The sequence below is a fragment of the Streptomyces sp. NPDC032161 genome (genome assembly GCF_040636995.1).
In the GTDB taxonomy this organism is placed as follows: domain Bacteria; phylum Actinomycetota; class Actinomycetes; order Streptomycetales; family Streptomycetaceae; genus Streptomyces.
Window position 1 is genome coordinate 139,678 of sequence record NZ_JBEZVN010000010.1, and the last position, 21,432, is coordinate 161,109.

Sequence of the window (21,432 nt, forward strand, 5' to 3'; positions counted from 1 at the left end):
TCCATGGGGGCAAGGCGCGGCCCGCGGCGTCGATGAAGGAGCCATCGACGAGGGGGGAAGGGCGGCGACTCGGAGAACGCGGCAGAGCGCCACGTGGTCTGCACCATTCAGTGGTTTAGACCAGTTGTAACACGGTGTGGGCCAGATAAGGAACCTATGATTCCGGATTTATTCGCAATCGTGATTCCGTGCATGGGGCGGCAGTGTGGAGCCCCCCGGGCGGCAGTGTGGAGCCCCCCGGGCGGCAGAGTCCGAGGGCCTTCTCCGGGCGGGCCGAAAGGCCCGTTCGCCGTACTACTTCGTGAGGTCCCCCTCGATCTCCTCCGCCACCTCCTCGGGCTCCCGCCCCGGCGTCTGGAGGTTGAATCTGGTGATCGCGAACCGGAAGATCACGTAGTAGACGGCGGCGAACACCAGGCCGATCGGAATGATCAGCCACGGTTTGGTCGCCAGGCTCCAGTTGATGACGTAGTCGATCAGGCCCGCCGAGAAGCTGAAGCCGTCCTTGACCCCGAGCGCCCAGGTCACCGCCATCGAGACGCCGGTGAGCACGGCGTGGATCCCGTACAGCAGCGGCGCGACGAAGAGGAACGAGTACTCGATCGGCTCGGTGATACCCGTCACGAACGACGTCAGCCCGACCGAGAGCATCATGCCGCCGACCGCCTTGCGGCGATGCGGCTTGGCGCAGTGATGGATCGCCAGTGCCGCCGCCGGAAGGGCGAACATCATGATCGGGAAGAAGCCCGAGGTGAACTGCCCGGCCGTCGGGTCGCCCGCCAGGAACCGGTTGATGTCACCGTGCACCACCGTCCCGTCCGGCTTGGTGAAGTCGCCGAACTGGAACCAGGTGAAGGTGTTCAGGAACTGGTGGAGGCCGATGACCAGCAGCGCGCGGTTGGCGATGCCGAAGACGCCGGAACCCGCCCAGTCCAGGTCCACCAGCCACTTGGAGAAGCTCGTCAGACCGTCCCCGATCGGCTGCCACAGCCAGGCGCACAGCGCCGCGAAGAGCAGGCCGACGAAGGCCATGATGATCGGTACGAGCCTGCGGCCGTTGAAGAAGCCCAGCCAGTCCACCAGCTTGACCCGGTGGTAGCGCTGCCAGAACCAGGCGGACAGCAGCCCCATCACGATGCCGCCGAACACCCCGGGGTTCTGGTACTCGGCCGCCGTGACCTTGGCGTCCTTCGTGACGCAGGTCCCCGACCAGGTGCCGCCCGAGGTGAACGTCGAACCCGGCGCGCAGTCCACCGGGAAGGCGTGCAGCACCGCGTAGTAGACGAGGAAGCCCGCCACCGCGGCGAGTGCCGTCGACCCGTCCGCCTTCTTCGCCATGCCGATCGCCACGCCGATGCAGAACAACAACGGCAGACCGAGTCCCGAATCGAGCAGCGCACCGCCCGCCGCCGCGAACACCTTGGCCACGCTGTCCCAGCCCAGGCCCTCGTCGCCGAACACGTCCGGCTGGCCCAGCCGGTTGAGGATGCCCGCCGCGGGCAGGACGGCGATCGGGAGCTGGAGGCTGCGCCCCATCTTCTGAAGGCCCTGGAAGAAGCTGTTCCACCATGTCTTCCGCGGTGCTGCGGTACTGCTGGAGCTCATCGGTGTCCTCCCCGGAACCGGCGCGTTCACCGGCTGGCGCAAACTGGTGTAGACCACTTGAGGTACGGTGCGTAACCCGTCCGGCGGACAGGGCGTCGGTGGTCGTCATCATTGAGGATGGACCGGTCGCTCGCCCGCGAAGCTGGGCCAAACGTGCGTTACGGTGACGAAACGGACCCAGGGTGGGCCGTCGCACGCACGTGAACAAGCAGGGAGAACGCCATGGCCAGCAAGGCCGAGAAGATCGTCGCCGGGCTCGGCGGCATCGACAACATCGACGAGATCGAAGGCTGCATCACGCGCCTCCGCACCGAGGTCCACGACCCCAGCAAGGTCGACGAGGCCGCGCTCAAGGCCGCGGGGGCCCACGGCGTCGTCAAGATGGGCACCGCGATCCAGGTCGTCATCGGCACCGACGCCGACCCCATCGCCGCCGACATCGAAGACATGATGTGACCGGCCGGACCGCACGCAGGACCTCCCGCGCGACCGCACGCCGGACCGTACGCGACACCTCCCGTACGACCGCGACCGCACACGGGACCACCCGCCGAGCCCGCCGCCTCCGGCCCCTCGGCTGAGCCGGACCGCCAGGCGTCATCACAGGCCCCGCCCCGCCGGACGGGGCCTGTGCCGCACCCGGCCGACCGCTTCCCCGGACCACGGCTTCGGACCTCCGTGCGGACCACCCGCGAGGACGGGGCCGGGCCGCTCCGCCCCCGGAGGCCCGTACCGCACCCGACCGGCCCCGCACCGCACCCGAACGGGCGCCATTCCCGCACCCGATAGGGTCGACACCATGTCTCGTATCGACGGCCGCACCCCCGAACAGCTCCGCCCCGTCACCATCGAACGCGGATGGAGCAAGCACGCCGAAGGCTCCGTCCTCATCTCCTTCGGCGACACCAAGGTCTTCTGCACCGCCTCCGTCACCGAGGGCGTCCCCCGCTGGCGCAAGGGCAGCGGCGAAGGCTGGGTCACCGCCGAGTACTCGATGCTGCCCCGCTCCACCAACACCCGCGGCGACCGCGAGTCCGTACGCGGCAAGATCGGCGGCCGCACCCACGAGATCAGCCGGCTCATCGGCCGCTCCCTGCGCGCCGTCGTCGACTTCAAGGCCCTCGGCGAGAACACCATCGTCCTCGACTGCGACGTCCTCCAGGCCGACGGCGGCACCCGCACCGCCGCCATCACCGGCGCCTACGTCGCCCTCGCCGACGCCGTGACCTGGGCCCAGGGCAAGAAGCTCGTCAAGCACGGCCGCAAGCCCCTGACCGGCACCGTCTCCGGCGTCAGCGTCGGCATCGTCGACGGCACCCCCCTCCTCGACCTCTGCTACGAGGAGGACGTCCGAGCCGAGACCGACATGAACGTCGTCTGCACCGGCGACGGCCGCTTCGTCGAGGTCCAGGGCACCGCCGAGGCCACCCCCTTCGACCGCAAGGAACTGGGCACCCTCCTCGACCTCGCCACCGCGGGCTGCACCGAGCTCACCGCCCTCCAGACCGAGGCCCTCGCCCGCACGACCGGCGAGTGAGGAAGCAACCACATACGCACCACAAGGCGTCGTTACGAGCACGGGCGCACGGATCGAACCGTGCGCCCGTCCGCGTATCCGCACCCGGGGAGGAACCGCACCATGGCCGAGGCAACCCGCCACCGCCGCACCACCGTCGCGCTGACCCTGACCGCCGTCGCCCTCACCCTCGGCGCGGCGGCCGGCTGCGGCGCCGTCGACAAGGCACTCGACTGCGTACGCACCGCCGATGCCATCGCCACCAGTGTCGACAACCTCCAACAGGCCGCCTCCAACGCCTCGAACGACCCCACCCAGGCATCCGAAGCCCTCGACGAGATCGAGAAGGAACTGGGCGAACTCGGCGACACCGCCGGTGACGCCGACCTCGGCAAGGCCGTCGACCACCTCGACACCGCCGTCGGCAACATCCGCGACGCCATCGAGAAGGGCGAAACGGCCCCCGACATCACCCCGGTCGTCGACGCCGCCACGGAGATCGGCAAGATCTGCACGCCCTGACCGGGCCTGACGCGCCGAACGGGCTCCACGCGCCACCCCCGATACTGGGGGCATGACCCGTCTCATCCTCGCCACCCGCAACACCGGGAAGATCACCGAACTCCACGCGATCCTCGCCGACGCCGGCCTCGACCACGAACTCGTCGGCGCGGACGCGTACCCCCATGTCCCGGACGTCAAGGAGACCGGCGTCACGTTCGCGGAGAACGCCCTCCTGAAGGCCCACGCCCTCGCGAAGGCCACCGGCCATCCGGCCATCGCCGACGACTCCGGCCTCTGCGTCGACGTCCTGGGCGGCGCCCCCGGCATCTTCTCCGCCCGCTGGGCAGGCACCCACGGAGACGACCGGGCCAACCTGGACCTGCTCCTGGCCCAGCTCTCCGACATCGACACCCCCCACCGCGGCGCCCACTTCGCCTGCGCGGCGGCCCTGGCCCTCCCCGACGGCACGGAACGCGTGGTCGAGGGCCGACTCACCGGCACCCTGCGCCACACCCCGTCCGGCACCAACGGCTTCGGCTACGACCCGATCCTCCAGCCGGACGGCGAGACCCGCACCTGCGCGGAACTGACCCCGGCCGAGAAGAACGCGATCAGCCACCGCGGCAAGGCGTTCCGGGCCCTGGTGCCGGTGGTGCGGGAGCTGGTGGGGTGACGAGAGGGGGCCGTCACCTTCAAAGGAAGGTGACGGCCCCTTTTCATCTGTGGGCCCGGTGGGACTCGAACCCACGACACACCGGACCTAAACCGGCGCCCTCTTGGCCAGCTGGGGTACGGACCCGCGCGCCCCACTCTACTGTGCGCGCCCGTGCCGCTTCGAGAAGGATTCGGTCTGACTGTGGCATGACGGGCACAGATACCGCAGATTCTTGCGACGGTTGTCGGTTCTGTTGCCGTTGATGTGGTCGATCTCCAGAACGAGACGCCTGCCTCGCCAGATGTCTCCGGTGCCGCATTTCGTGCAGACGTGAGGTACTTCGCAGTCGTCGAGCGCCCTTCGCAGGAGGGCGGTTGGTGTACGTGACGAGCCGGGGTCCAGGCATCGAAGGATCTCGGCCGCTGATTTGCGGTACGGGGAACGTGTGCCCCGGCAGTGCGCCTGTCCTGCGAAGTGGCTGGTCGAGATCCCGTACACGTCGATGCTCCGCTTCACGCGTGTGCGGTTGGCTCCCGTGTCGGGCAGGTCGAGAAGCTTCAATACGCTGGCCAGGCTTTGGGAAGTATTGACGGCGGAGGTCAGTTCTTCCCGGGGCAGAGTGCGCACTCCGTGTCTGCGGCCGCTGGTGAAATGGGAGGTGTCGATCCCGAGCCGGTCGAGCTTCTTCCTGATGTAGTCGTATGGGCTGTCGCTGGGAGGGAAGCCCATGAACTCGATCACTTCGCGAATGCTGTGCGAATTGGCCGCTGCTCTGGCGAGGAGCTCCCTTGTGTAGGCGCGTGGCTCACGCCTTGGGAGCGGCTCTTCAACGAAGTGAGAGGTGTCGATCCCGTAGTGCTTCAGACGATCCCGGAGGTAGCGGGCCGGGCGGCTGCCCAACGGGGCGCCCAGTTGACGAAGGAGGTCAACGAGGCTGGTGGCGCTCGCTGCTGTTCGCGCCAGCAACTCGCGAGGGTACTTGCCCTGGTTGCTCACGTGGTTGTCCCCCGCTTACGCCCGCGATAAGTGTCTGTGGTTGCATGGCAGTTGGGACAGAGAAGGCGCAGGTTTTCCGGTCGGTTGTCCCACCAATCACCATTGAGGTGGTCGACCTCAAGCCGGAGCGGCATGCCTTGCCACTCCGGGCCGATGCCGCACTCGGCACATTCCTCCCGGATTCCGATGCCAAGCAACTCGCGACGCAGGCGTGAGCCGGTAACCCTGCCGTTCTCGGGCGAGCCCATGACCAGTCGGCTTTCGCGAGAACCCCTTGGGTGGGGATGAGCGGTGCGAAGGAAATGGGATGTGTCGATGCCCAGTGCGGCGATTCTGCGGCCGATGTGGGCTTGGTTGCCTCCCACTGGATTGATGCCAAGTCGGCGCACCACCTCATTGACGCTCTTGGAGCAGGCGACGAGTTCCCGCAGCCGTTCATCGGTGTGACGTAGTTGCGTATTGGCGAAATGTGAGGTGTCGATGTCCGCCTCTGCCATCTTCTGCCGAAGGTAACGCCTGCTGCCTGTCGTCGGCGTGCCTCCGCACCAACGGACCGCTTCGTCGTAGCTGTTTGTCTCGCGTGCCGCCTCTTCGAGCAGGTCTCGTGTGTATCGACGGGTCATCGATCCCCTCCGTATCCGACCGCGCGTTCGTGGTCTCGTACGGAGTAACGGTCCGTTTGTCGGAGAGTCACGTCCTATATCCGACAAGATATGGAATGGTTCATGCCGCTTCAGCTGCGGTTGAAGTGGTGCGGACCATTCCGTTCCGCTCTCCGGCGGAGACCTCACGCGCGGTCCTCCCCGGTCGGAACTTCGGGTCGGGCCGCCATGACCGGGTCCTTTCCTCGGGGGTGCTCCAGGAAGGGCTTCTGCGCGGTCATGGCGGCCTCAAACCGGTGCGGCGGCCGAATGCGACGTCCCTCACATGCGGACGGTTCCCGTGGCATGCGGGTGTTCCTCATCCGCGTTGGGCCGTTCGGGGGGCCTGGGTGACAGCCGGGGCGCCGGGCCCGATGCCGGGGCCGGGACCGGCCGCCGGGGATCGGGTGACGGGGTCAGATGCCGAGGTCCTTGATGATCTTGGCTACGTGGCCGGTGGCCTTGACGTTGTAGAGGGCCCGTTCGACCTTGCCGTCCTCGTCCACGACGATCGTGGAACGGATGACTCCCGTCACCGTTTTGCCGTAGAGCTTCTTCTCCCCGAAGGCGCCGTACGCCGTGAGGATCTCCTTGGAGGGGTCGCCGACCAGGGTGACCTTGAGGTTCTCCTTCTCGCGGAACTTGGCGAGCTTCTCGGGCTTGTCGGGGGAGACGCCGATGACGTCGTATCCGGCGTCGGCGAGCAGCGCCAGGTTGTCGGTGAAGTCGCAGGCCTGCTTGGTGCAGCCAGGGGTCAGGGCAGCCGGGTAGAAGTAGACGATGACCTTGCGGCCCTTGTGGTCGGCGAGCGAGATCTCGTTGCCGTCGGCGTCTGGAAGGGTGAAGGCGGGGGCGGTGTCGCCGGGCTGGAGTCGCTCGCTCATGGTTCTCCTCAGGTGGCGCGTGCGGTGTACGGGACCGAGCGTAATAGGGGTGCCGCCGGGTGCGTGGGCGGTCGAGCTGACAGACTGTCGATGAAGATTGACGGACGAGTATCACGGAGGCGGCGCGGTGTCGGATGCCAGGACCCCTGCGCAGATCGAGGCGGACATCATCAGCAGGCGTGAGCAGCTCGCGGTGGTGCTCGACGAGATCGGGGTGCGGGTGCACCCGAAGACGATCATGGACGATGCGAAGGCCAGGGCCGCCGAGGCGGTCGACCGGACGGCCGGTCGGGCTTTCGTCGCGGTGAACCGGGCGGTGTCGGACGTCAAGGCGCAGTTCGTGGCCGAGGACGGGGCGCCGCGTCTGGAGCGTGTCGTGCCGGTGGCGCTGCTCGCGGTCGGTCTCGTGGGGCTGATCGCGACGTCGAGGAAGCGCCGGAAGAACTGATGCGGCGATCTGTGCACCCCGGAGGCGTGCGGAGCGGTGCCGGGCAGGTAGGTTGCGGGTCGTGAGCGAGAACAACACCGACGACAAGCTGCCCATCCGCATGTTGCACGACCGTGTGCTGGTCCGGTCCGATGCGCCGGAGGGCGAGCGGCGTTCGGGCGGCGGGATCCTGATTCCGGCGACGGCCGCGGTCGGCCGCCGGCTGGCCTGGGCGGTGGTGGTCGCCGTGGGCCAGAACGTGCGGACGGTGGAGCCGGGGGACCGGGTGCTGTTTGATCCCGAGGACCGTGCGGAGGTCGAGGTGCGCGGTGTGGCGTATGTGCTGATGCGTGAGCGGGATCTGCACGCGGTGGCGGCGGACCGGTTCGAGGGGTCGGAGGATTCGACCGGGCTGTATCTGTAGCCCGACATCTGTAGTCCGATCCGCGGCTCGCGTCGTTCACTCCGCGCTGTCCTGGCGCGCGGGGTGTGAGTGCCGTGTGTGGTGCAGGGGTCCGGTGACCGAGGTCACCGGGCCTCTTGCGTGTGCTTTGCTACGGTGGAGCCACCCGACGAGACGCGCCGTACCGGGATTCGCAAAGACGACGCACCTGGTAGTTCGCGTGTTCTGTCTCGTCGGAGGTGTCGTCATGGCGTGGGTTCTGCTGGTGCTCGCCGGTCTCCTGGAAGTGGCCTGGTCGATCGGTATGAAGTACACGGAGGGGTTCACGCGGCTGTGGCCGAGCGTGTTCACCGGGTTCGGGATCGTGGCGAGCATGCTGTTGCTGTCCCATGCGGCGCGGACGCTGCCGATCGGTACGGCCTACGGGGTGTGGGTCGGCATAGGTGCGGCCGGTGCGGCGGTGCTCGGCATGGTGGTCCTGGGGGAGCCGGCGACCGCCGCCCGGATCTTCTTCGTCTGTCTGCTGCTGGTGGCCGTCGTGGGGCTGAAGGCGACGTCCGGTCACTGACGCGGTGCCGTGGTGGTGTGCGGCGGGGGCGTGGACCGGGGGGTGTGCGTGTCCGGGGGTGCGGGAGTGACCCCGGTGCCCGGGCGGGGCGCGTGTTCTGTGGCGCCTCCGGTTCCGGCGCCGCCCCCGCCCCCGCCCCCGTTGCCGTTCCCGGTCGCGTGCCCCGTCCCGGGGACCTGCGTCCCGCCGCCGGTGGGTGCGCCGCTTCCGGGCTTCCGCGGTTTGGCGGCGGGCGGGGCGGGTCCGCGGTGGGCCGGGGGGCCGTAGAGGTTCTCGTACGGTCTTCTGGTGCCGTACCTTCCGTGGTCGTAGGGATCCTCGATCTCCCACTCGGCATAGTCGAGGTCTTCTTCGTCGAAGCCGTTCTGGAGGTGGAGGTCGAAGTTCTTGGCCGCGCCGTTGAGCAGTGCCGCGCCGGTGTACTGCCCCCAGATCCGGGCGGGTGGTCCGCCGCCGCTCATGCGGGAGAGCCCGAGTGCTCCGTAGAGCGATTTCTGCGCACCGGTCTTGGGGTCCTGGCCCATGACGGCGATGACGGTGGCGAGGTCGGGGGTGTAGCCGGCGAACCAGGCGGCCCGGTCCTCCTCGGCGGTGCCGGTCTTGCCCGCGGCGGGGCGGCCGGCGGACTGGGCGGCGGTTCCGGTGCCGTCCTCGACGACGCTCCGTAGCATCCAGGTGGTGGTGTCGGCGGCTTCGCGGGGCACGGCCTGTCCGGTGCTCCGGCCGGGCAGTGCCAGGTCTTCGCCGTCCTTGCTGACCTTGTCGACGAGGATGTGCGCGTGGTGCACGCCGTGGTTGGCGAGGGTGGCGTACGCCTCGGTCATGTCGAGGACGCTGGCGGTGGCGACACCGAGGGCGATGGACGGTGAAGCGGTGAGGTCGGGGGTGTTCTCGGGGATGCCGAGGGCGACCGCGGTCCGGCCGACCTTGGCGGGGTCGACGTCCTGGGCCATCTGGGCGTAGACGGCGTTGACGGACCGGTCGGTGGCGGTGCTCACGGTGATGCGGCCGTAGCTGCGGTCGTCCTCGTTGGCGGGGGCGTAGCCGGTGGAGCCGTTGCGTCCCTGGACCATACGTTTGGTGGTGCCGTCGTAGATGGTGGCGGGGGTGATGCGGCGGCCGCCCTGGGTGGTGGAGTCGTTGGCGACGGCGGAGGCGAAGACGAACGGCTTGAAGGTGGAGCCGACCTGGTAGTCGCGGCGGGTCGCGTTGTTCACGTACTGCTTGGTGTAGTCGAAGCCGCCGTACATGGCGACGACCCGGCCGGTGGCGGGGTCGATGGAGGCGCCGCCGACGCGGACGTGGCGGTCGATGTCGCGTTGGGTGCTGGTCTGCGAGGTGACGTTGTCGTCGACGGCCTTGACGAGGGCGTTCTGCTTCTCCTTCTCCAGGGTGGTGGTGATCCGGTAGCCCCCGGTGGCCAGGGTGTTCTCGTCGATGACGCCGTGGGCGGTGAGGTAGTCGTCGATGGCCTGGACGATGTAGCCGCGCTGTCCGGAGAGTCCGGTGGGCGGCCTGACCTTGCCCGGTACGGGGAATTTCATGGCGGCCCGTTCGGCGGGGCTGATCCACTTCTCCTTGACCATGCCGTCGAGGACGTAGCGCCAGCGGGCGAGGACCGCGGTCCTGTTCTCGGGGTGGACGACGACGTCGTACGCACTGGGGGCGTTGAGGAGGGATGCGAGGTAGGCGCCCTCGGCGGTGGTGATCTGCTCGACGTCCTTGCCGTAGTAGGCCAGGGCGGCGGCCTGGATGCCGTAGGCGTTGCGGCCGAAGTAGCTGGTGTTGAGGTAGCCCTCGAGGATCTGGCTCTTGGGCTGTTCGCGGTTGAGCTTGACCGCGATGAAGAGTTCCTTGACCTTGCGCGGGACGGTCCGTTCCTGGCCCAGGTAGTAGTTCTTGACGTACTGCTGGGTGATGGTCGATCCGCCCTGGGTGCCCTTGCCGGTGAGGGTGTTCCAGGCCGCGCGGGTCATGGCCTTGAGGTCGATGGCCCGTTCGGAGTAGAAGTCGCGGTCCTCCGCGGCGAGGACGGCGCGCTGGACGGTGAGCGGGACCTGGGAGAGTCTGACGTTCTCCCGGTTGACCTTGCCGGAGCGGGCGATGACGCTGCCGTCCCGGTAGAGGTAGACGTTGGACTGCGCGGTGGCGTTGGCGTTGGCGGCCGGGATGTCGACGAGTTCGTATCCGGCGATGAGGCCGCCGAGCAGGAGCAGGGCCACCAGGAGCAGGGCGCCGACGGCGGTGCGCAGGGCGCCGGCGATCCGGCGTCGGCCGGTCCGCCCGGGGTGTTCGTCCTCCTGCGCCTCGTCGCTCTCCCTCGGCTCGTCGGTGCCGCTGCCGTCGTCGTGCTGTCCGGGGTCGGCGCTGCCGGTGGTGTCGGTGTTGTTGTTCCTGCCGGCAGTGCCTGTGCCACCAGCGGCACCTTTGGTCCCTGCGGTGCCGACGGCATCGGTGATGCGAGCGGTGTCAGCGGTGCCAGTGGTGTCGGTGACTCCGGCGGTGCCGGTGCTGCTGTCGGCGCGGGCGGACGGGGCCCCGGAGGGCTGGTTGCCGGGTTCGTGTCTTCCGCCCGGCTGCTGTGGCTCGTCGCTCATGTCGGTGCAGACTCCTCGGCCGCGGTCACTTCCCCCATAGTGCACATTTCTGGCCAATACGCACCGGATCGACCACCGAAAAGCGCTCGCGGTGACCGCCCACTCGGGGCTAATGTCATGCGCTTTGGTGCCTGACGGGGGCTCGGCACCCGGGTGACGGGAGCGATGAGGTGCGGTTGTACGCGGTGGTGGCGGCGGGTGGCTTCCGGCGCTACGCCACATATCGGACCGCCACGGCAGCGGGAGTGTTCACCAACACCGTCTTCGGTTTCATCATGACGTACACCTACGTGGCCCTGTGGGACGAGCGCCCGCGGCTCGGCGGCTACGACATGCCCCAGGCGCTCACCTACGTATGGCTGGGGCAGGCACTGCTCATGACCTGCGCCATGATGGGCGGCGGCTTCGAGGAGGAACTGATCGAGCGCATCCGGACGGGTGATGTGGCGGTCGATCTCTACCGTCCGGCGGACCTCCAACTGTGGTGGCTCGCGGGTGACTTGGGGCGCGCGGCCTTCCATCTGCTGGGCCGCGGTGTGGCGCCGATGCTGTTGGGTTCGCTCGCCTTCGAACTCGCTCTGCCGACCTCGCCGGTGGTCTGGTCGGCCTTTCTCGTCTCGGTGGCGCTCGGCGTCGTCGTCAGTTTCGCGATCCGCTATCTGGTGGCGCTCTCCGCGTTCTGGCTGCTGGACGGGGCGGGGGTGTCGCAGATGACGTCCCTGGCCGGGCTGTTCTTCTCCGGGATGCTGCTGCCGCTGACGCTGTTTCCCGGGGCGCTGGGCGAGGTGGCTCGGGTGTTGCCGTGGTCGTCGCTGCTCCAGGTGCCGGCCGATGTGCTCCTCGGCAAGCGCACGGGGTGGGGGCTGGTGGAGGCGTACGCGTTCCAGGGCGGCTGGGCGCTGGCGCTGCTGCTGGCGGGACGGCTGCTGCAGTCGGTGGCGACGCGGAGGGTGGTGGTCCAGGGTGGCTGAGGCGGCAGGGAGGGCCGGGGCGGACCGGCCCGCGGTGGTGTTCGTCGAGCGGTCGCTGTTCGTCGAGGGGGTCCGGGCGTACGGGCTGATCGCGACGATGTGGCTGCGCTCGACCATGGCGTACCGGGCCTCGTTCGCGATGACGGCGTTCGGGAACTTCGCTGTGACGGCCTTCGACTTCGTCGCGATCATGCTGATGTTCTCGCACGTCGACGCGCTGGGCGGTTACTCGCTGCCGGAGATCGCCCTGCTGTACGGGGCCTCGGGCACCGCCTTCGGTCTCGCCGACCTGGTCATGGGCTCGATGGACCGGTTGGGGCGGCGGGTGCGCGACGGCACGCTGGATACGTTGCTGGTGCGGCCGGTGCCGGTGCTGGCCCAGGTCGCGGCGGACCGGTTCGCGCTGCGCAGGCTGGGGCGCATCACGCAGGGCGTGCTGGTCCTCGGGTACGCGCTGGTGGTGCTGGACATCGGGTGGACACCGCTGAAGGTGGCGGTGGTCCCGCTGATGCTGCTGAGCGGTGCGGCGATCTTCGCGGCGGTGTTCGTGGCCGGGGCGGCGTTCCAGTTCGTCGCGCAGGACGCCTCCGAGGTGCAGAACTCCTTCACGTACGGCGGGAACACACTGCTCCAGTACCCGCCGTCGATCTTCGCGAAGGATCTGGTGCGCGGGGTGACGTTCGTGGTGCCGCTGGCGTTCGTGAACTGGCTGCCCGCGCTGTACGTGCTGGGCCGGGAGTACCCGCTGGGGCTGCCGGAGTGGGTGGCGTTCCTGCCTCCGGCGGTGGCCGCCCTGTGCTGGGTGGGCGCGGGCCTGGCCTGGCGCAAGGGCCTGCGCGCGTACCGCAGCACGGGCAGTTGACCGGGATGCGCGGCGGGGACGGCACGAGGGGCGAGGCGCGAGGGGACGAGGGGCGGAGGGGGCAGGAGACGTAGGCCGAGAGGTGTGAGGCAGGAGCAGTACGGGGCGGGCACGGACGCGGACACGGGTACGGACGCGGGCGCAGCCGCAAGGGCCGGGACACGGACAGGAACAGGGGCATCGGAGATGGACGCAGAGGCGGAGGCGGAGGCGGAGGCCCGGGCCGGGATGGCGGCGGGGGAGGGCGCCCGTGCGGGGGAAAGGGGCCGTCCCGGTGGCTCTGTCGGCGCCGGGGCCGGTGGAGGAGCCGGCGCGAAGGCCGGTGGAGGAGTGGGTGCGAAGGCCACCGCCGAGGTCGCTGGAAAATCCGGCGCCGAGAGCGGTGGAGAGGCCGACTTCATCGTGCTCGACAACGTCGAGAAGGTCTTCGACGTGCGCCGCAGGACCGGTTTCCTGCGGCGTGAGCGCCGTCAGGTGCGGGCGGTCGATTCGATCAGCTTCCGTGTCCCGCGCGGCGAGATGGTCGGGTACATCGGCCCGAACGGCGCCGGCAAGTCGACCACGATCAAGATGCTGACCGGCATCCTCACCCCGAGCGGCGGCCGGCTGCGGGTGGCGGGCATCGACCCGTCCAGGGAGCGCACGAGGCTGGCGCACCGGATCGGTGTGGTGTTCGGCCAGCGCACCACGCTGTGGTGGGACCTGCCGCTGCGCGATTCGTACCGGCTGATGCACCGGATGTACCGGATCCCGGACGCCCGCTACCGCGAGAACCTGGACCGGTGCGTCGAACTCCTCGATCTGGGCGAGCTGTTGGACGTTCCTGTACGGCAGCTGTCATTGGGGCAGCGGATGCGTGGCGACATCGCGGCGGCTCTGCTGCACGATCCCGAGGTGCTGTACCTGGACGAGCCGACGATCGGCCTCGACGTCGTCTCCAAGTCCAAGGTGCGTGGCTTTCTGCGGGACCTGAACGCGGAGCGCGGTACGACGGTGCTGCTGACCACGCACGATCTGACCGACATCGAGCAGCTCTGCAAGCGTGTGATGGTGATCGACCACGGTCGGCTGATGTATGACGGCGCACTGGCCGGGCTGCACGCGGTGGGGCAGAGCGAGCGGATGCTGGTGGTCGACCTGGAGCGTGAACTCCCGCCCATCCGGCTGGAGTCGGCGCCCTTCGTGCGTACGGTGAAGGTGGAGGGGCCGCGTCAGTGGCTGTCCTTCCCGGCCTCGGAGTCGGCCGCGCCACTGGTCGCCCGGATCGCCGCGGATCATCCGCTGGTCGATCTCTCGGTGCGGGAGCCCGACATCGAGGCGGTGATCGCGAAGATGTACGCGTCGGCCGACGGCGTGCGGACGCATGTGGATCGGTGACGGAACCACGTGGGGTTCAATAGGCTGCGCGGTATGACGAGTGAGCTTCCTGAAATGCGTGCCTCCGACGCCGAGCGTGAGCGCATCGCCGAGACCCTGCGCGAGGCGGTGGCCGAGGGTCGGCTGGAGATGGAGGAGTTCGAGCAGCGGCTCGACGCGACCTACAAGGCGCGTACGCATGGGGAGTTGGAGCCGCTCGTCCGGGATCTGCCGGCCCCCGGCACCCATGTGCGCCCGGTGGGTCAGGCCCCTGCGGCGACCGGTTCGGAGCTGCGTTGGGTGGACCGGATCGGCAAGCCGGCCACGTCGAGCGGCGGGTTCGCCCTCTGGGGCGGGTTCGGCCGCCGGGGCAACTGGACGGTGGGCCGGAAGTTCACCGGCTTCGCGATGTGGGGCGGCGGTGACATCGATCTGCGTGAGGCGAACTTCGAGGACCGCGAGGTGGTCATCCGCTGTTTCACGATCATGGGCGGCATCCATGTGACGGTTCCGCCGGAGCTGAACGTCGAGGTCAGAGGCATCGGCATCATGGGCGGCTTCGGGGAGAGCTCGAAGGACGAAGGCGTCCCGTCGCCGGACGCGCCTCGCGTGCGGATCACCGGGTTCGCGCTGATGGGCGGTGTCGGAGTGGAACGCAAGAGGAGCAAGGCGGAGAGACAGCGGCTCAAGGAGGCGGAGCGGGAGCGGGAGCTGGGGCGCGGGCGCGGACGGCTGGAGAAGGGCGAGGGGCGGGACGGCTGAGGGACGTCCCGTGATCCCCAGGCGCGCGGCGTCGGATGGGGCGCCTCGCCGCGTTGTCGGAACCCCCACGTGCATCCCGTGCGCGGACGCCCGTCCGCCTTGCGATGCGTCCCATCCCACGCCGCGCGCCGATCCGCCACGGATTACGGGACGACCCTCGGGAGTTGTCCGGCCGGGCATGTGACTACTCCCTGCCCGAGTCACCCGCCGCTACCAGGCGGGGCGCGGATCCTGTGGCTCCGTGAACAGGTCTTCGCGTTCGGCTTCGGGGCCGTTCGCCAGCCAGAGATACCCCGGGCTCGGCGGGTACTCGTCGGTCGGCGGGGCCGCGCCGTGGTAGCGCCGGGTGCCCGGCAGGGGCACCTCGGCCAGTGCGCCGTCCCGCATCATCCACAGTCCGAAGACATCGTCCTCCTCGTCGTGGATCAGCACTTGCACCATGCGGGGATCGGGCCAGGGAAGCGACTCCAGATGCCTCAGCAGGCCTGTACGCGGCCTCATGCGGTCGAACTCGATGACCCACCCACCTGCGAACAGGTCCAGCGATCGGAACGTGCCTCGCCAACTGCGTGAGTCATCGGGCCGGGTCAGCGGTTCCATGACCTCGTCGGCGTACAGCGCCAGCACGATGACCTGTGCGATTCTGCTCATGCCGGAGTATGACGGCGCTCGGGTCGGGAACGGCAATCGATGTGCGGGCCCGTACTTGTCCCGTCCCGGCCGTTCCGTTGCGGCTGTTCCGCGCCGACCAATCCGTTCAGTCCCACTGCCAGAGCCGGTCCGGGACCGATTCGTGGTGTTCCAGGTCAGCGATCGGCTGCGGGTGCGTACCACTGGTATCCGGGCCGGAACCCGGCAGGGAGCCGAAACTCGGCGGGCGACCGGTGAGCGACGGGGCACCGGGGAACAGCAGCGGACCGGCGGACGCCGCCCCGGCGGCGAGTGCGGCGGTGGCCGCCACGAGGGCGATGAGCGGGGCGCGTCCCCGGAGCCTGGGCATGGACGGTGTTTTCTCCTCGTACGTGTCGGGCTGGTCCCATGATGAAGCAGGCGTCGGGAACTCCACGTGCGGCGTGGGAGTAGGACAGACAGGCACAATGCGTACGGACACCGGGGGGTGATGCGTATGCGGACGGGTGGAGCGATGGAACGGACCGACGGAACCGGCGGGGCGGACGGGACGGGAGGGGCCGGCGGCCCCGGGGAACGGGGCGCGGGGCGTCCGGGGCGTGCCCCGGAGCGGGTGACGGGCGCCGCCCGTCCCGGACCGGGCGGCCGACCGGCCCCGCTCGCCTCGTTCGCGTACACCGCGGCCGACGAGGAGAAGCGGCGCGGTGTGCGCCGGATGAAGGCCACGGCCACGGGCCTCCTGCTGCTGGTCGCGCTGGTGTACGTGCTCGCCACCTGGGCGGAGCGCGCGGGGGTGAGCGGCTGGCCGGGCTATGTCGCCGCGGCCGCCGAGGCGGGGATGGTGGGCGCGCTGGCCGACTGGTTCGCCGTGACGGCGTTGTTCAAGCGTCCGATGGGCCTGCCGATCCCGCACACCGCGATCATTCCCACCAAGAAGGACCAGCTCGGGCAGTCCCTGGGGTCCTTCGTCGGCGAGAACTTCCTCTCCGGCGACGTGGTGCGCAGCCGTATACACGCTCTCGGTATCGGCGGCCGGCTCGGCTCCTGGCTGGCCGAGCCCGCCCACGCCGACCGGGTCACCGCCGAGCTGGCGACCGCGCTTCGCGGTGCGCTGACGGTGCTGCGCGACTCCGATGTGCAGGCCGTGGTGGGCGAGGCGATCACCCGGCGGGCGAACGCGGCGGAGATCGCGCCCGGGCTCGGCAAGATGCTGGAGAAGGTCGTCGCCGACGGCGGTCATCGCCGAGTGGTGGACCTGATCTGTGTACGGGCCCACGACTGGCTGGTGCTGCACGGCGACTCGGTGATGGAGGCGGTGCAGGGCGGGGCGCCGGGCTGGACCCCGCGTTTCGTCGACAAGCGGGTGGGGGAGCGCGTCTACAAGGAGCTGCTGCGTTTCGTCACGGAGATGCGGGACATGCCGGGGCATCCGGCGCGCGCCTCGATCGACACCTTCCTCACCGACTTCGCGGCCGACCTCCGGACGGACTCGGAAACCCGGGCGCGGGTGGAGCGGCTGAAGTCGGAGATCCTGGGGCGCAGCGAGGTGCAGGAGGTCATCGCGTCGGCCTGGGCGTCGGTCCGCGCGATGATCATCACTGCGGCGGACGACGAGCAGAGCGAACTGCGGCTGCGGGCGCGGGCCTCGCTGCTGACGTTCGGCGCGCGGCTGGCGACGGACGGGCGGATGCAGGCCAAGCTGGAGGGCTGGCTGGAGGACGCGGCGGTCTATGTGGTGACGACGTACCGCGCGGAGATCACCTCACTGATCAGTGACACGGTCGCGAGCTGGGACGCGGAGCAGACGTCGAAGAAGATCGAGGCGCACATCGGCCGTGACCTGCAGTTCATCCGCATCAACGGCACGGTGGTGGGTGCGCTGGCGGGGCTGCTGATCCATACGGTGACGCGGGTGCTGGGGGCATAGCCCGGCGGCGTCCCGGGCTGCGGTCGGTGGTCGGCGACGGCGGATCACGACGGGGCGCGGGATGCGGTCCCGGGGGTGTACGACGGGCGGGCCGGGTGCGCCGGTCGGCCCCAGGCGGGCCGGGGCGGGGCTGCTGAAGCGGCCCGGCGATGCCTGCCCCCTGGGGTGTACCGCTTCGGCGGCCCGGGGCGTACCGATCGGGCGGCCGGGCCGTACCGCTTGATTCCGGCGGACCCGTACCGCCCGCGGACCGCCCGGGCCGCGTCGCTTCCGGGCGGTTTCAGCCGGAGCAGCGGCAGCGAGTGACCGCCCACGACGCCGCGGCCATGCCGCCCGCCACCGCGAAGACGGACGGCCAGGCGCCGATCTTCTTGGCCAGCGGGTGCGAGCCGGCGAACGCGGCGACGTAGGCGGCGGTCAGTCCGGCGGCCGCGCGCGGCCCGGCCTGCCGGTTCCACTCGTACGCGGCGACGCTGCCCGCGGCGGCGAGCGCGGCCCCGCCCAGCGGACGCTTCTTGGTCCACCGTGCGACCGCGTACCCGCCGATCAGCCCGCTCGCCGCCACCGCCGCTGCCGGAACCTTCGCCATCGCAGCCACCTTCGCCTTCTCATCCGTGTCGTCCGGGCCGTCGGCCCGGGACTTCGAGGCTAACGCGGTCCGAGGAGATCCGGTCGCCGAGGGGGTGCACAGGCGTTTACCCTGAGGGTGAACAAGTGTGCACCTCGTCATCCTCGCGCTGGGCTCCGCCCGAAGCCATGCCGCCGCCGACGCACCGTACGGAGAACCATGCCCGCGGACATACCCGCCCCGACCCCGCCCGCCGTCGCCGCCCCGCATCCCCGGTTCGCCGTCGGCGTGCTGGCCTTCTGCGGTGTCGTGGTCGCGGTCATGCAGACGATCGTCGTACCGCTGCTGCCGCACATCCCCGAGCTCACCGGCGCCACGCCGGCCGCCGCGAGCTGGCTGGTCACCGTCACGCTGCTGACCGGTGCCGTCTTCACCCCCGTCCTGGGCCGGGTCGGCGACATGTACGGCAAGCGGCGGGTGCTCGTCGCCTCTCTCATGGTCCTGGTGCTGGGTTCGGTGCTGTGCGCGGTCAGTTCCCACATCGGCGTACTGATCGCCGGCCGCGCGCTGCAGGGTGCGGCGCTCGCCGTCGCCCCGCTGGGCATCAGCATCCTGCGCGACGAACTCCCGCCCGAGCGGGTGCTGTCCGCGGTGGCGCTGATGAGTTCGACGCTCGGCATCGGCGCGGCGGTCGGGCTGCCGGTCGCCGCGCTGGTCGTCGAGAACTTCGACTGGCACACGATGTTCTGGGTCTCGGGGGCCATCGGCGTCATCGACATCCTGCTGGTGCTCCGTTACGTGCCGGAGTCCCCGCTCCGCACCCGCGGCCGGTTCGACGCCATCGGCGGCCTGGGCCTGTCCGCCGCCCTGGTCTGTCTGCTGCTCGCCGTCACCCAGGGCGCCGACTGGGGCTGGACCTCGGCCCGGACCGTCGGTCTGCTGACGGCCGCCGTCGTGGTGGCCCTGGCGTGGGGCCGGTACGAGCTGCGCGTCCCGACACCGATGGTCGACCTGCGGGTGTCCGCCCGTCCGGCCGTTCTGTTCACCAACGTCGCGGCCCTGTTGATCGGCTTCGCCTTCTACGCGAACTCCCTGGTCACCGCCCAGATGGTGCAGGAGCCGAAGGAGACGGGCTACGGGCTCGGCGCCTCGCTCGTCGTCAGCGGGCTCTGCCTGCTGCCGGGCGGCGTGATGATGGTGGCGCTCTCGCCGGTCTCGGCCCGGATCTCCAGGAAGTACGGACCGAAGGTCAGCCTGGCCCTGGCGGGCGGGGTGATCGCGGCCGGTTACGTGGTGCGGTACTTCACCAGCCACAGCCTCTGGCTGATCATCGCCGGGGCGACGGTCGTCGCCTCGGGCACGGCCCTCGCGTACTCGGCACTGCCCGCGCTGGTCATGCGTGGTGTCCCGGTGAGCGAGACGGGCGCGGCCAATGGACTCAACACCCTGATGCGGTCGATCGGGCAGGCATGCTGCAGCGCGACGGTGGCCGCGGTCCTCTCCGGTCTCACGTTCCGGGTGGGCGGCCGGGCGGCCCCGACGCTCCACGCGTACCAGCTCGTCTTCCTCATCGCGGCGGGGGCGGCGCTCGCGGCACTGCTGGTCACCCTGTGCCTGCCGGGCGGCCGTGCACCCGCGGCGGGTACGGTCGAGGAGAGCGGCGACACCCCGGCGGCCCGTACGGAGGGCATGCGGTCGGCGCCGGTCCACGAGGCCCGTGAGGTCCGTGAGGTCCGTGAGGCCGAGGAGATCCAGGAGAACGCATGACCAGCGGCCAGGCCACCGCACCGTCCCAGGCCCCCGGCCCGGGACCGGGGCAGGGGCCTTGCACGGAGCCGGAATCGGCTCCGGCTCCGGGGCCGGAGTCGGGGTTGGAATCGGAGCCGGTCGTGGGCGCGGCCGATCCGGGCACGACGCCCGCCGATCCGGGTGCGGCTCCCACGGGCCCTGGTACGTCCTCCGCCGACCCGGACACGGCTCTCAGGGCCTCCGGTTCGTCCTCCACCGATCCGGGCACGGCTCTTAATGCCTCCGGCACGTCCTCCGTCGATCCGGGCACCGGACGGGACGCGATCCTGCGTGCCGCCCGCCGGGCGTTCACCCAACGCCCGTACGCCGATGTCACCATCAGGGGGATCGCCGCCGACGCCGGGGTGAGTCCGTCCCTGGTCGTGAAGCACTTCGGCCGCAAGGAAGAACTCTTCAACACCGTCGCCGACTTCGGCCCCGCGGCGGCGGAACTCCTCGCCGCGCCGCTCGGCACGCTGGGCCGCCACATGGTGCTGACGCTGGTGAGTTGCCGCCGGGAGAGGCAGTCCGACCCCCTGCTGCGCGTCGTCTTCTCGCTCGGCAACCGCGACGAACGCTCCTTGCTCCGCGACCGTTTCCACGAACAGGTCACCGACGCACTGACCGCCCGTCTCCACGGCCCCGAGGCCGCGCTGCGCGCCGAACTGATCGCCGGCCACCTCCTCGGCCTCGGCGCCACCCTCAGCCTCCACCGCGAGGGCGCGGGCGCCCGTGCCACGTCCGAGCACATCGCGGACCTGTACGCGCCCGCGCTCCAGGCGCTCATCACGGGACGAGCGGCCGACGGCACGGGCCCGGGACGGTAGGGTCCCCGGACAACCGGATGAGGGGGCCTCATGTTCATCCGTACGCGTGCTCGTGGCCGTGCCGCCACGGTGGCCGTCACCGCCGTGCTGCTCGGGGCATTCCTGACCGGCTGCGCCGGGACGCGGACTTCGCGGGAGCCGAGGGACGACGTCGCCGCCGCGTCACCGTCCGCGAGCGCCGCGGTGGCGGGAGGCACGGCCGACGACGCCGAACCGTCGAACGACGCCGTGGGCGGGGCGGGTCCGGGGTCCGCCGACGCGGCCGGGGCCGCAGGGAACAGGCCGGAGGCGGTACGCGACGCCTTCGCGGGCCTCCAGGCCACGCTGAACGACACCTGCACGCCCGGATCGTCGGGCTGTGCCCACTTCCTGGGCCGCGCCAACGACGAACTCGCGCGCTTGGACAGGGCGATGAAGGCGGACTCGAAGGGCCCAGGCCACTTCAAGGAACCACTGGCGTGGATCGATGCCCTGCGCGGCACGCTGAAGGGCGACGCCTCCACGGAGAACCTGGAGAAGCACCGCTCCGAACTGCTCGGCACCCGCGGCCGCATCAACACCTGGATGCAGGGCCACCCGGAGGACTACCGCTGACACCACCCCGGCATCCGTCGGCGGCGCCCGGCCCGGCCCCGGCCCTTACCCGGCCCCGAGGAGTCGGCTCCAACTACCCGCGCGCGAGGCTCACTGCGCAGCCCACGGCGATGTCGCACACCGGTAGCAGCAACATCTTGACCAGGGTGTCCGTGGTGTGCAGGAAGCGGCCGAGCAGTGCGAACAACCAGCCACGACCACGACGACCACGGACCATGGACTCACGGCTGCTGCGGGGCGTCCAGGGCTTTCCACCGTGCCACGTACTGCCACAACGTCACACACCGCGCTCGCCCTCGGCACGGATCCGGAGAACGGCGTGACGAGGGCGAGCGCGGTGCAGGGTTCTCC

The 21,432-nt window shown here is 70.2% G+C and carries 24 protein-coding genes, 1 tRNA gene and 1 riboswitch; of the genes, 15 read left to right on the plus strand and 10 right to left on the minus strand.

Translation table 11 applies throughout. The annotated features are described in order from the left end of the window. Nucleotides 1-294 precede the first annotated feature (294 nt). Entirely contained in the window at nucleotides 295-1,605 is a 1,311-nt protein-coding gene (locus AB0E67_RS20595; RefSeq protein ID WP_362028626.1) for a PTS transporter subunit EIIC, read from the minus strand. Between the two features lie 222 nt (nucleotides 1,606-1,827). Between AB0E67_RS20595 and AB0E67_RS20600 the strand changes: the two genes are divergently transcribed. The 4 genes from AB0E67_RS20600 to rdgB all read left to right on the plus strand — a co-directional run bounded on the left by AB0E67_RS20600 (nucleotide 1,828) and on the right by rdgB (nucleotide 4,298). Next, nucleotides 1,828-2,061 carry a PTS glucose/sucrose transporter subunit IIB gene (locus AB0E67_RS20600; protein WP_014046255.1) on the plus strand — a complete coding sequence of 78 codons (234 nt, stop codon included), beginning with the start codon at nucleotides 1,828-1,830 and terminating at the stop codon, nucleotides 2,059-2,061. A gap of 343 nt (nucleotides 2,062-2,404) precedes the next feature. After that, complete coding sequence (gene rph / locus AB0E67_RS20605) at nucleotides 2,405-3,142, plus strand: ribonuclease PH (protein ID WP_362028629.1); 738 nt, start codon at nucleotides 2,405-2,407, stop codon at nucleotides 3,140-3,142. Between the two features lie 102 nt (nucleotides 3,143-3,244). Beyond that, on the plus strand, nucleotides 3,245-3,643 hold the full coding sequence (locus AB0E67_RS20610) for a hypothetical protein (RefSeq protein ID WP_362028632.1): 399 nt from the start codon (nucleotides 3,245-3,247) through the stop codon (nucleotides 3,641-3,643). Between the two features lie 52 nt (nucleotides 3,644-3,695). Then, nucleotides 3,696-4,298: an RdgB/HAM1 family non-canonical purine NTP pyrophosphatase gene (rdgB, locus tag AB0E67_RS20615; protein WP_360112939.1), complete on the plus strand. Its 603-nt coding sequence runs from the start codon at nucleotides 3,696-3,698 to the stop codon at nucleotides 4,296-4,298. 50 nt (nucleotides 4,299-4,348) lie between these two features. Here the strand turns inward: rdgB and AB0E67_RS20620 are convergent. The 4 genes from AB0E67_RS20620 to bcp all read right to left on the minus strand — a co-directional run bounded on the left by AB0E67_RS20620 (nucleotide 4,349) and on the right by bcp (nucleotide 6,801). Next, nucleotides 4,349-4,424: transfer RNA gene (locus tag AB0E67_RS20620), tRNA-Leu, on the minus strand. Between the two features lie 12 nt (nucleotides 4,425-4,436). Continuing rightward, nucleotides 4,437-5,276 carry an HNH endonuclease signature motif containing protein gene (locus AB0E67_RS20625; RefSeq protein ID WP_362028636.1) on the minus strand — a complete coding sequence of 280 codons (840 nt, stop codon included), beginning with the start codon at nucleotides 5,274-5,276 and terminating at the stop codon, nucleotides 4,437-4,439. Next, nucleotides 5,273-5,899: an HNH endonuclease gene (locus AB0E67_RS20630; protein WP_362028639.1), complete on the minus strand. Its 627-nt coding sequence runs from the start codon at nucleotides 5,897-5,899 to the stop codon at nucleotides 5,273-5,275. Before AB0E67_RS20630 ends, AB0E67_RS20625 begins: the two co-directional genes overlap by 4 nt. Before the next feature lie 434 nt (nucleotides 5,900-6,333). Beyond that, nucleotides 6,334-6,801 carry a thioredoxin-dependent thiol peroxidase gene (gene bcp, locus AB0E67_RS20635; RefSeq protein WP_362028642.1) on the minus strand — a complete coding sequence of 156 codons (468 nt, stop codon included), beginning with the start codon at nucleotides 6,799-6,801 and terminating at the stop codon, nucleotides 6,334-6,336. A gap of 127 nt (nucleotides 6,802-6,928) precedes the next feature. Here bcp and AB0E67_RS20640 point away from each other — a divergent pair, with 127 nt between their 5' ends. The 3 genes from AB0E67_RS20640 to AB0E67_RS20650 all read left to right on the plus strand — a co-directional run bounded on the left by AB0E67_RS20640 (nucleotide 6,929) and on the right by AB0E67_RS20650 (nucleotide 8,199). Further along, nucleotides 6,929-7,249, plus strand: a complete 321-nt coding sequence (locus tag AB0E67_RS20640) for a DUF3618 domain-containing protein (RefSeq protein ID WP_362028644.1) — start codon at nucleotides 6,929-6,931, stop codon at nucleotides 7,247-7,249. 100 nt (nucleotides 7,250-7,349) lie between these two features. Continuing rightward, nucleotides 7,350-7,652: a co-chaperone GroES gene (locus AB0E67_RS20645; RefSeq protein ID WP_107430514.1), complete on the plus strand. Its 303-nt coding sequence runs from the start codon at nucleotides 7,350-7,352 to the stop codon at nucleotides 7,650-7,652. 124 nt (nucleotides 7,653-7,776) lie between these two features. Then, a riboswitch (guanidine-III (ykkC-III) riboswitch) is annotated at nucleotides 7,777-7,840 on the plus strand. A 38-nt stretch (nucleotides 7,841-7,878) separates the two neighbouring features. Beyond that, nucleotides 7,879-8,199 (plus strand): multidrug efflux SMR transporter, encoded by a 321-nt coding sequence (locus AB0E67_RS20650; RefSeq protein ID WP_362028646.1) that lies wholly within the window; start codon nucleotides 7,879-7,881, stop codon nucleotides 8,197-8,199. Here AB0E67_RS20650 and AB0E67_RS20655 read toward each other — a convergent pair. Beyond that, nucleotides 8,193-10,796 (minus strand): transglycosylase domain-containing protein, encoded by a 2,604-nt coding sequence (locus tag AB0E67_RS20655; protein ID WP_362028649.1) that lies wholly within the window; start codon nucleotides 10,794-10,796, stop codon nucleotides 8,193-8,195. The genes AB0E67_RS20650 and AB0E67_RS20655 overlap by 7 nt on opposite strands. Before the next feature lie 170 nt (nucleotides 10,797-10,966). On the opposite strand from AB0E67_RS20655, the gene AB0E67_RS20660 reads away from it, so the two are divergent. The 4 genes from AB0E67_RS20660 to AB0E67_RS20675 all read left to right on the plus strand — a co-directional run bounded on the left by AB0E67_RS20660 (nucleotide 10,967) and on the right by AB0E67_RS20675 (nucleotide 14,747). Next, complete coding sequence (locus AB0E67_RS20660) at nucleotides 10,967-11,767, plus strand: ABC-2 family transporter protein (RefSeq protein WP_362028652.1); 801 nt, start codon at nucleotides 10,967-10,969, stop codon at nucleotides 11,765-11,767. Further along, complete coding sequence (locus AB0E67_RS20665; RefSeq protein ID WP_362028655.1) at nucleotides 11,760-12,629, plus strand: ABC transporter permease; 870 nt, start codon at nucleotides 11,760-11,762, stop codon at nucleotides 12,627-12,629. Before AB0E67_RS20660 ends, AB0E67_RS20665 begins: the two co-directional genes overlap by 8 nt. A 186-nt stretch (nucleotides 12,630-12,815) precedes the next feature. Next, a complete protein-coding gene (locus tag AB0E67_RS20670) occupies nucleotides 12,816-14,006 on the plus strand; it encodes an ATP-binding cassette domain-containing protein (RefSeq protein WP_362028657.1) in 1,191 nt (396 codons plus the stop codon). Nucleotides 14,007-14,060: 54 nt separating this feature from the next. Next, a complete protein-coding gene (locus tag AB0E67_RS20675; protein ID WP_362028708.1) occupies nucleotides 14,061-14,747 on the plus strand; it encodes a DUF1707 domain-containing protein in 687 nt (228 codons plus the stop codon). A 210-nt stretch (nucleotides 14,748-14,957) separates the two neighbouring features. Here the strand turns inward: AB0E67_RS20675 and AB0E67_RS20680 are convergent, their stop codons facing one another. Both AB0E67_RS20680 and AB0E67_RS20685 read right to left on the minus strand, forming a co-directional pair. After that, on the minus strand, nucleotides 14,958-15,398 hold the full coding sequence (locus tag AB0E67_RS20680) for a hypothetical protein (RefSeq protein WP_362028659.1): 441 nt from the start codon (nucleotides 15,396-15,398) through the stop codon (nucleotides 14,958-14,960). A 106-nt stretch (nucleotides 15,399-15,504) separates the two neighbouring features. Further along, entirely contained in the window at nucleotides 15,505-15,747 is a 243-nt protein-coding gene (locus AB0E67_RS20685) for a hypothetical protein (RefSeq protein WP_362028662.1), read from the minus strand. A 144-nt stretch (nucleotides 15,748-15,891) separates the two neighbouring features. On the opposite strand from AB0E67_RS20685, the gene AB0E67_RS20690 reads away from it, so the two are divergent. Beyond that, nucleotides 15,892-17,304 (plus strand): DUF445 domain-containing protein, encoded by a 1,413-nt coding sequence (locus tag AB0E67_RS20690; RefSeq protein ID WP_362028665.1) that lies wholly within the window; start codon nucleotides 15,892-15,894, stop codon nucleotides 17,302-17,304. Nucleotides 17,305-17,584: 280 nt separating this feature from the next. Here AB0E67_RS20690 and AB0E67_RS20695 read toward each other — a convergent pair whose 3' ends face one another. Further along, on the minus strand, nucleotides 17,585-17,893 hold the full coding sequence (locus AB0E67_RS20695) for a hypothetical protein (RefSeq protein ID WP_362028668.1): 309 nt from the start codon (nucleotides 17,891-17,893) through the stop codon (nucleotides 17,585-17,587). A 198-nt stretch (nucleotides 17,894-18,091) separates the two neighbouring features. Between AB0E67_RS20695 and AB0E67_RS20700 the strand changes: the two genes are divergently transcribed. The 3 genes from AB0E67_RS20700 (at nucleotide 18,092) to AB0E67_RS20710 (ending at nucleotide 21,081) form a co-directional block, all read left to right on the plus strand. After that, entirely contained in the window at nucleotides 18,092-19,639 is a 1,548-nt protein-coding gene (locus AB0E67_RS20700; RefSeq protein WP_362028671.1) for an MFS transporter, read from the plus strand. A gap of 104 nt (nucleotides 19,640-19,743) precedes the next feature. Next, nucleotides 19,744-20,487, plus strand: coding sequence for a TetR family transcriptional regulator (locus AB0E67_RS20705; protein ID WP_362028674.1), 744 nt, complete (start codon nucleotides 19,744-19,746; stop codon nucleotides 20,485-20,487). A 30-nt stretch (nucleotides 20,488-20,517) separates the two neighbouring features. Then, nucleotides 20,518-21,081, plus strand: a complete 564-nt coding sequence (locus AB0E67_RS20710; protein WP_362028677.1) for a hypothetical protein — start codon at nucleotides 20,518-20,520, stop codon at nucleotides 21,079-21,081. A 73-nt stretch (nucleotides 21,082-21,154) separates the two neighbouring features. On the opposite strand, the gene AB0E67_RS20715 is transcribed toward AB0E67_RS20710, so the two are convergent. Then, a complete protein-coding gene (locus AB0E67_RS20715; RefSeq protein ID WP_362028680.1) occupies nucleotides 21,155-21,298 on the minus strand; it encodes a hypothetical protein in 144 nt (47 codons plus the stop codon). Nucleotides 21,299-21,432: the final 134 nt, after the last annotated feature.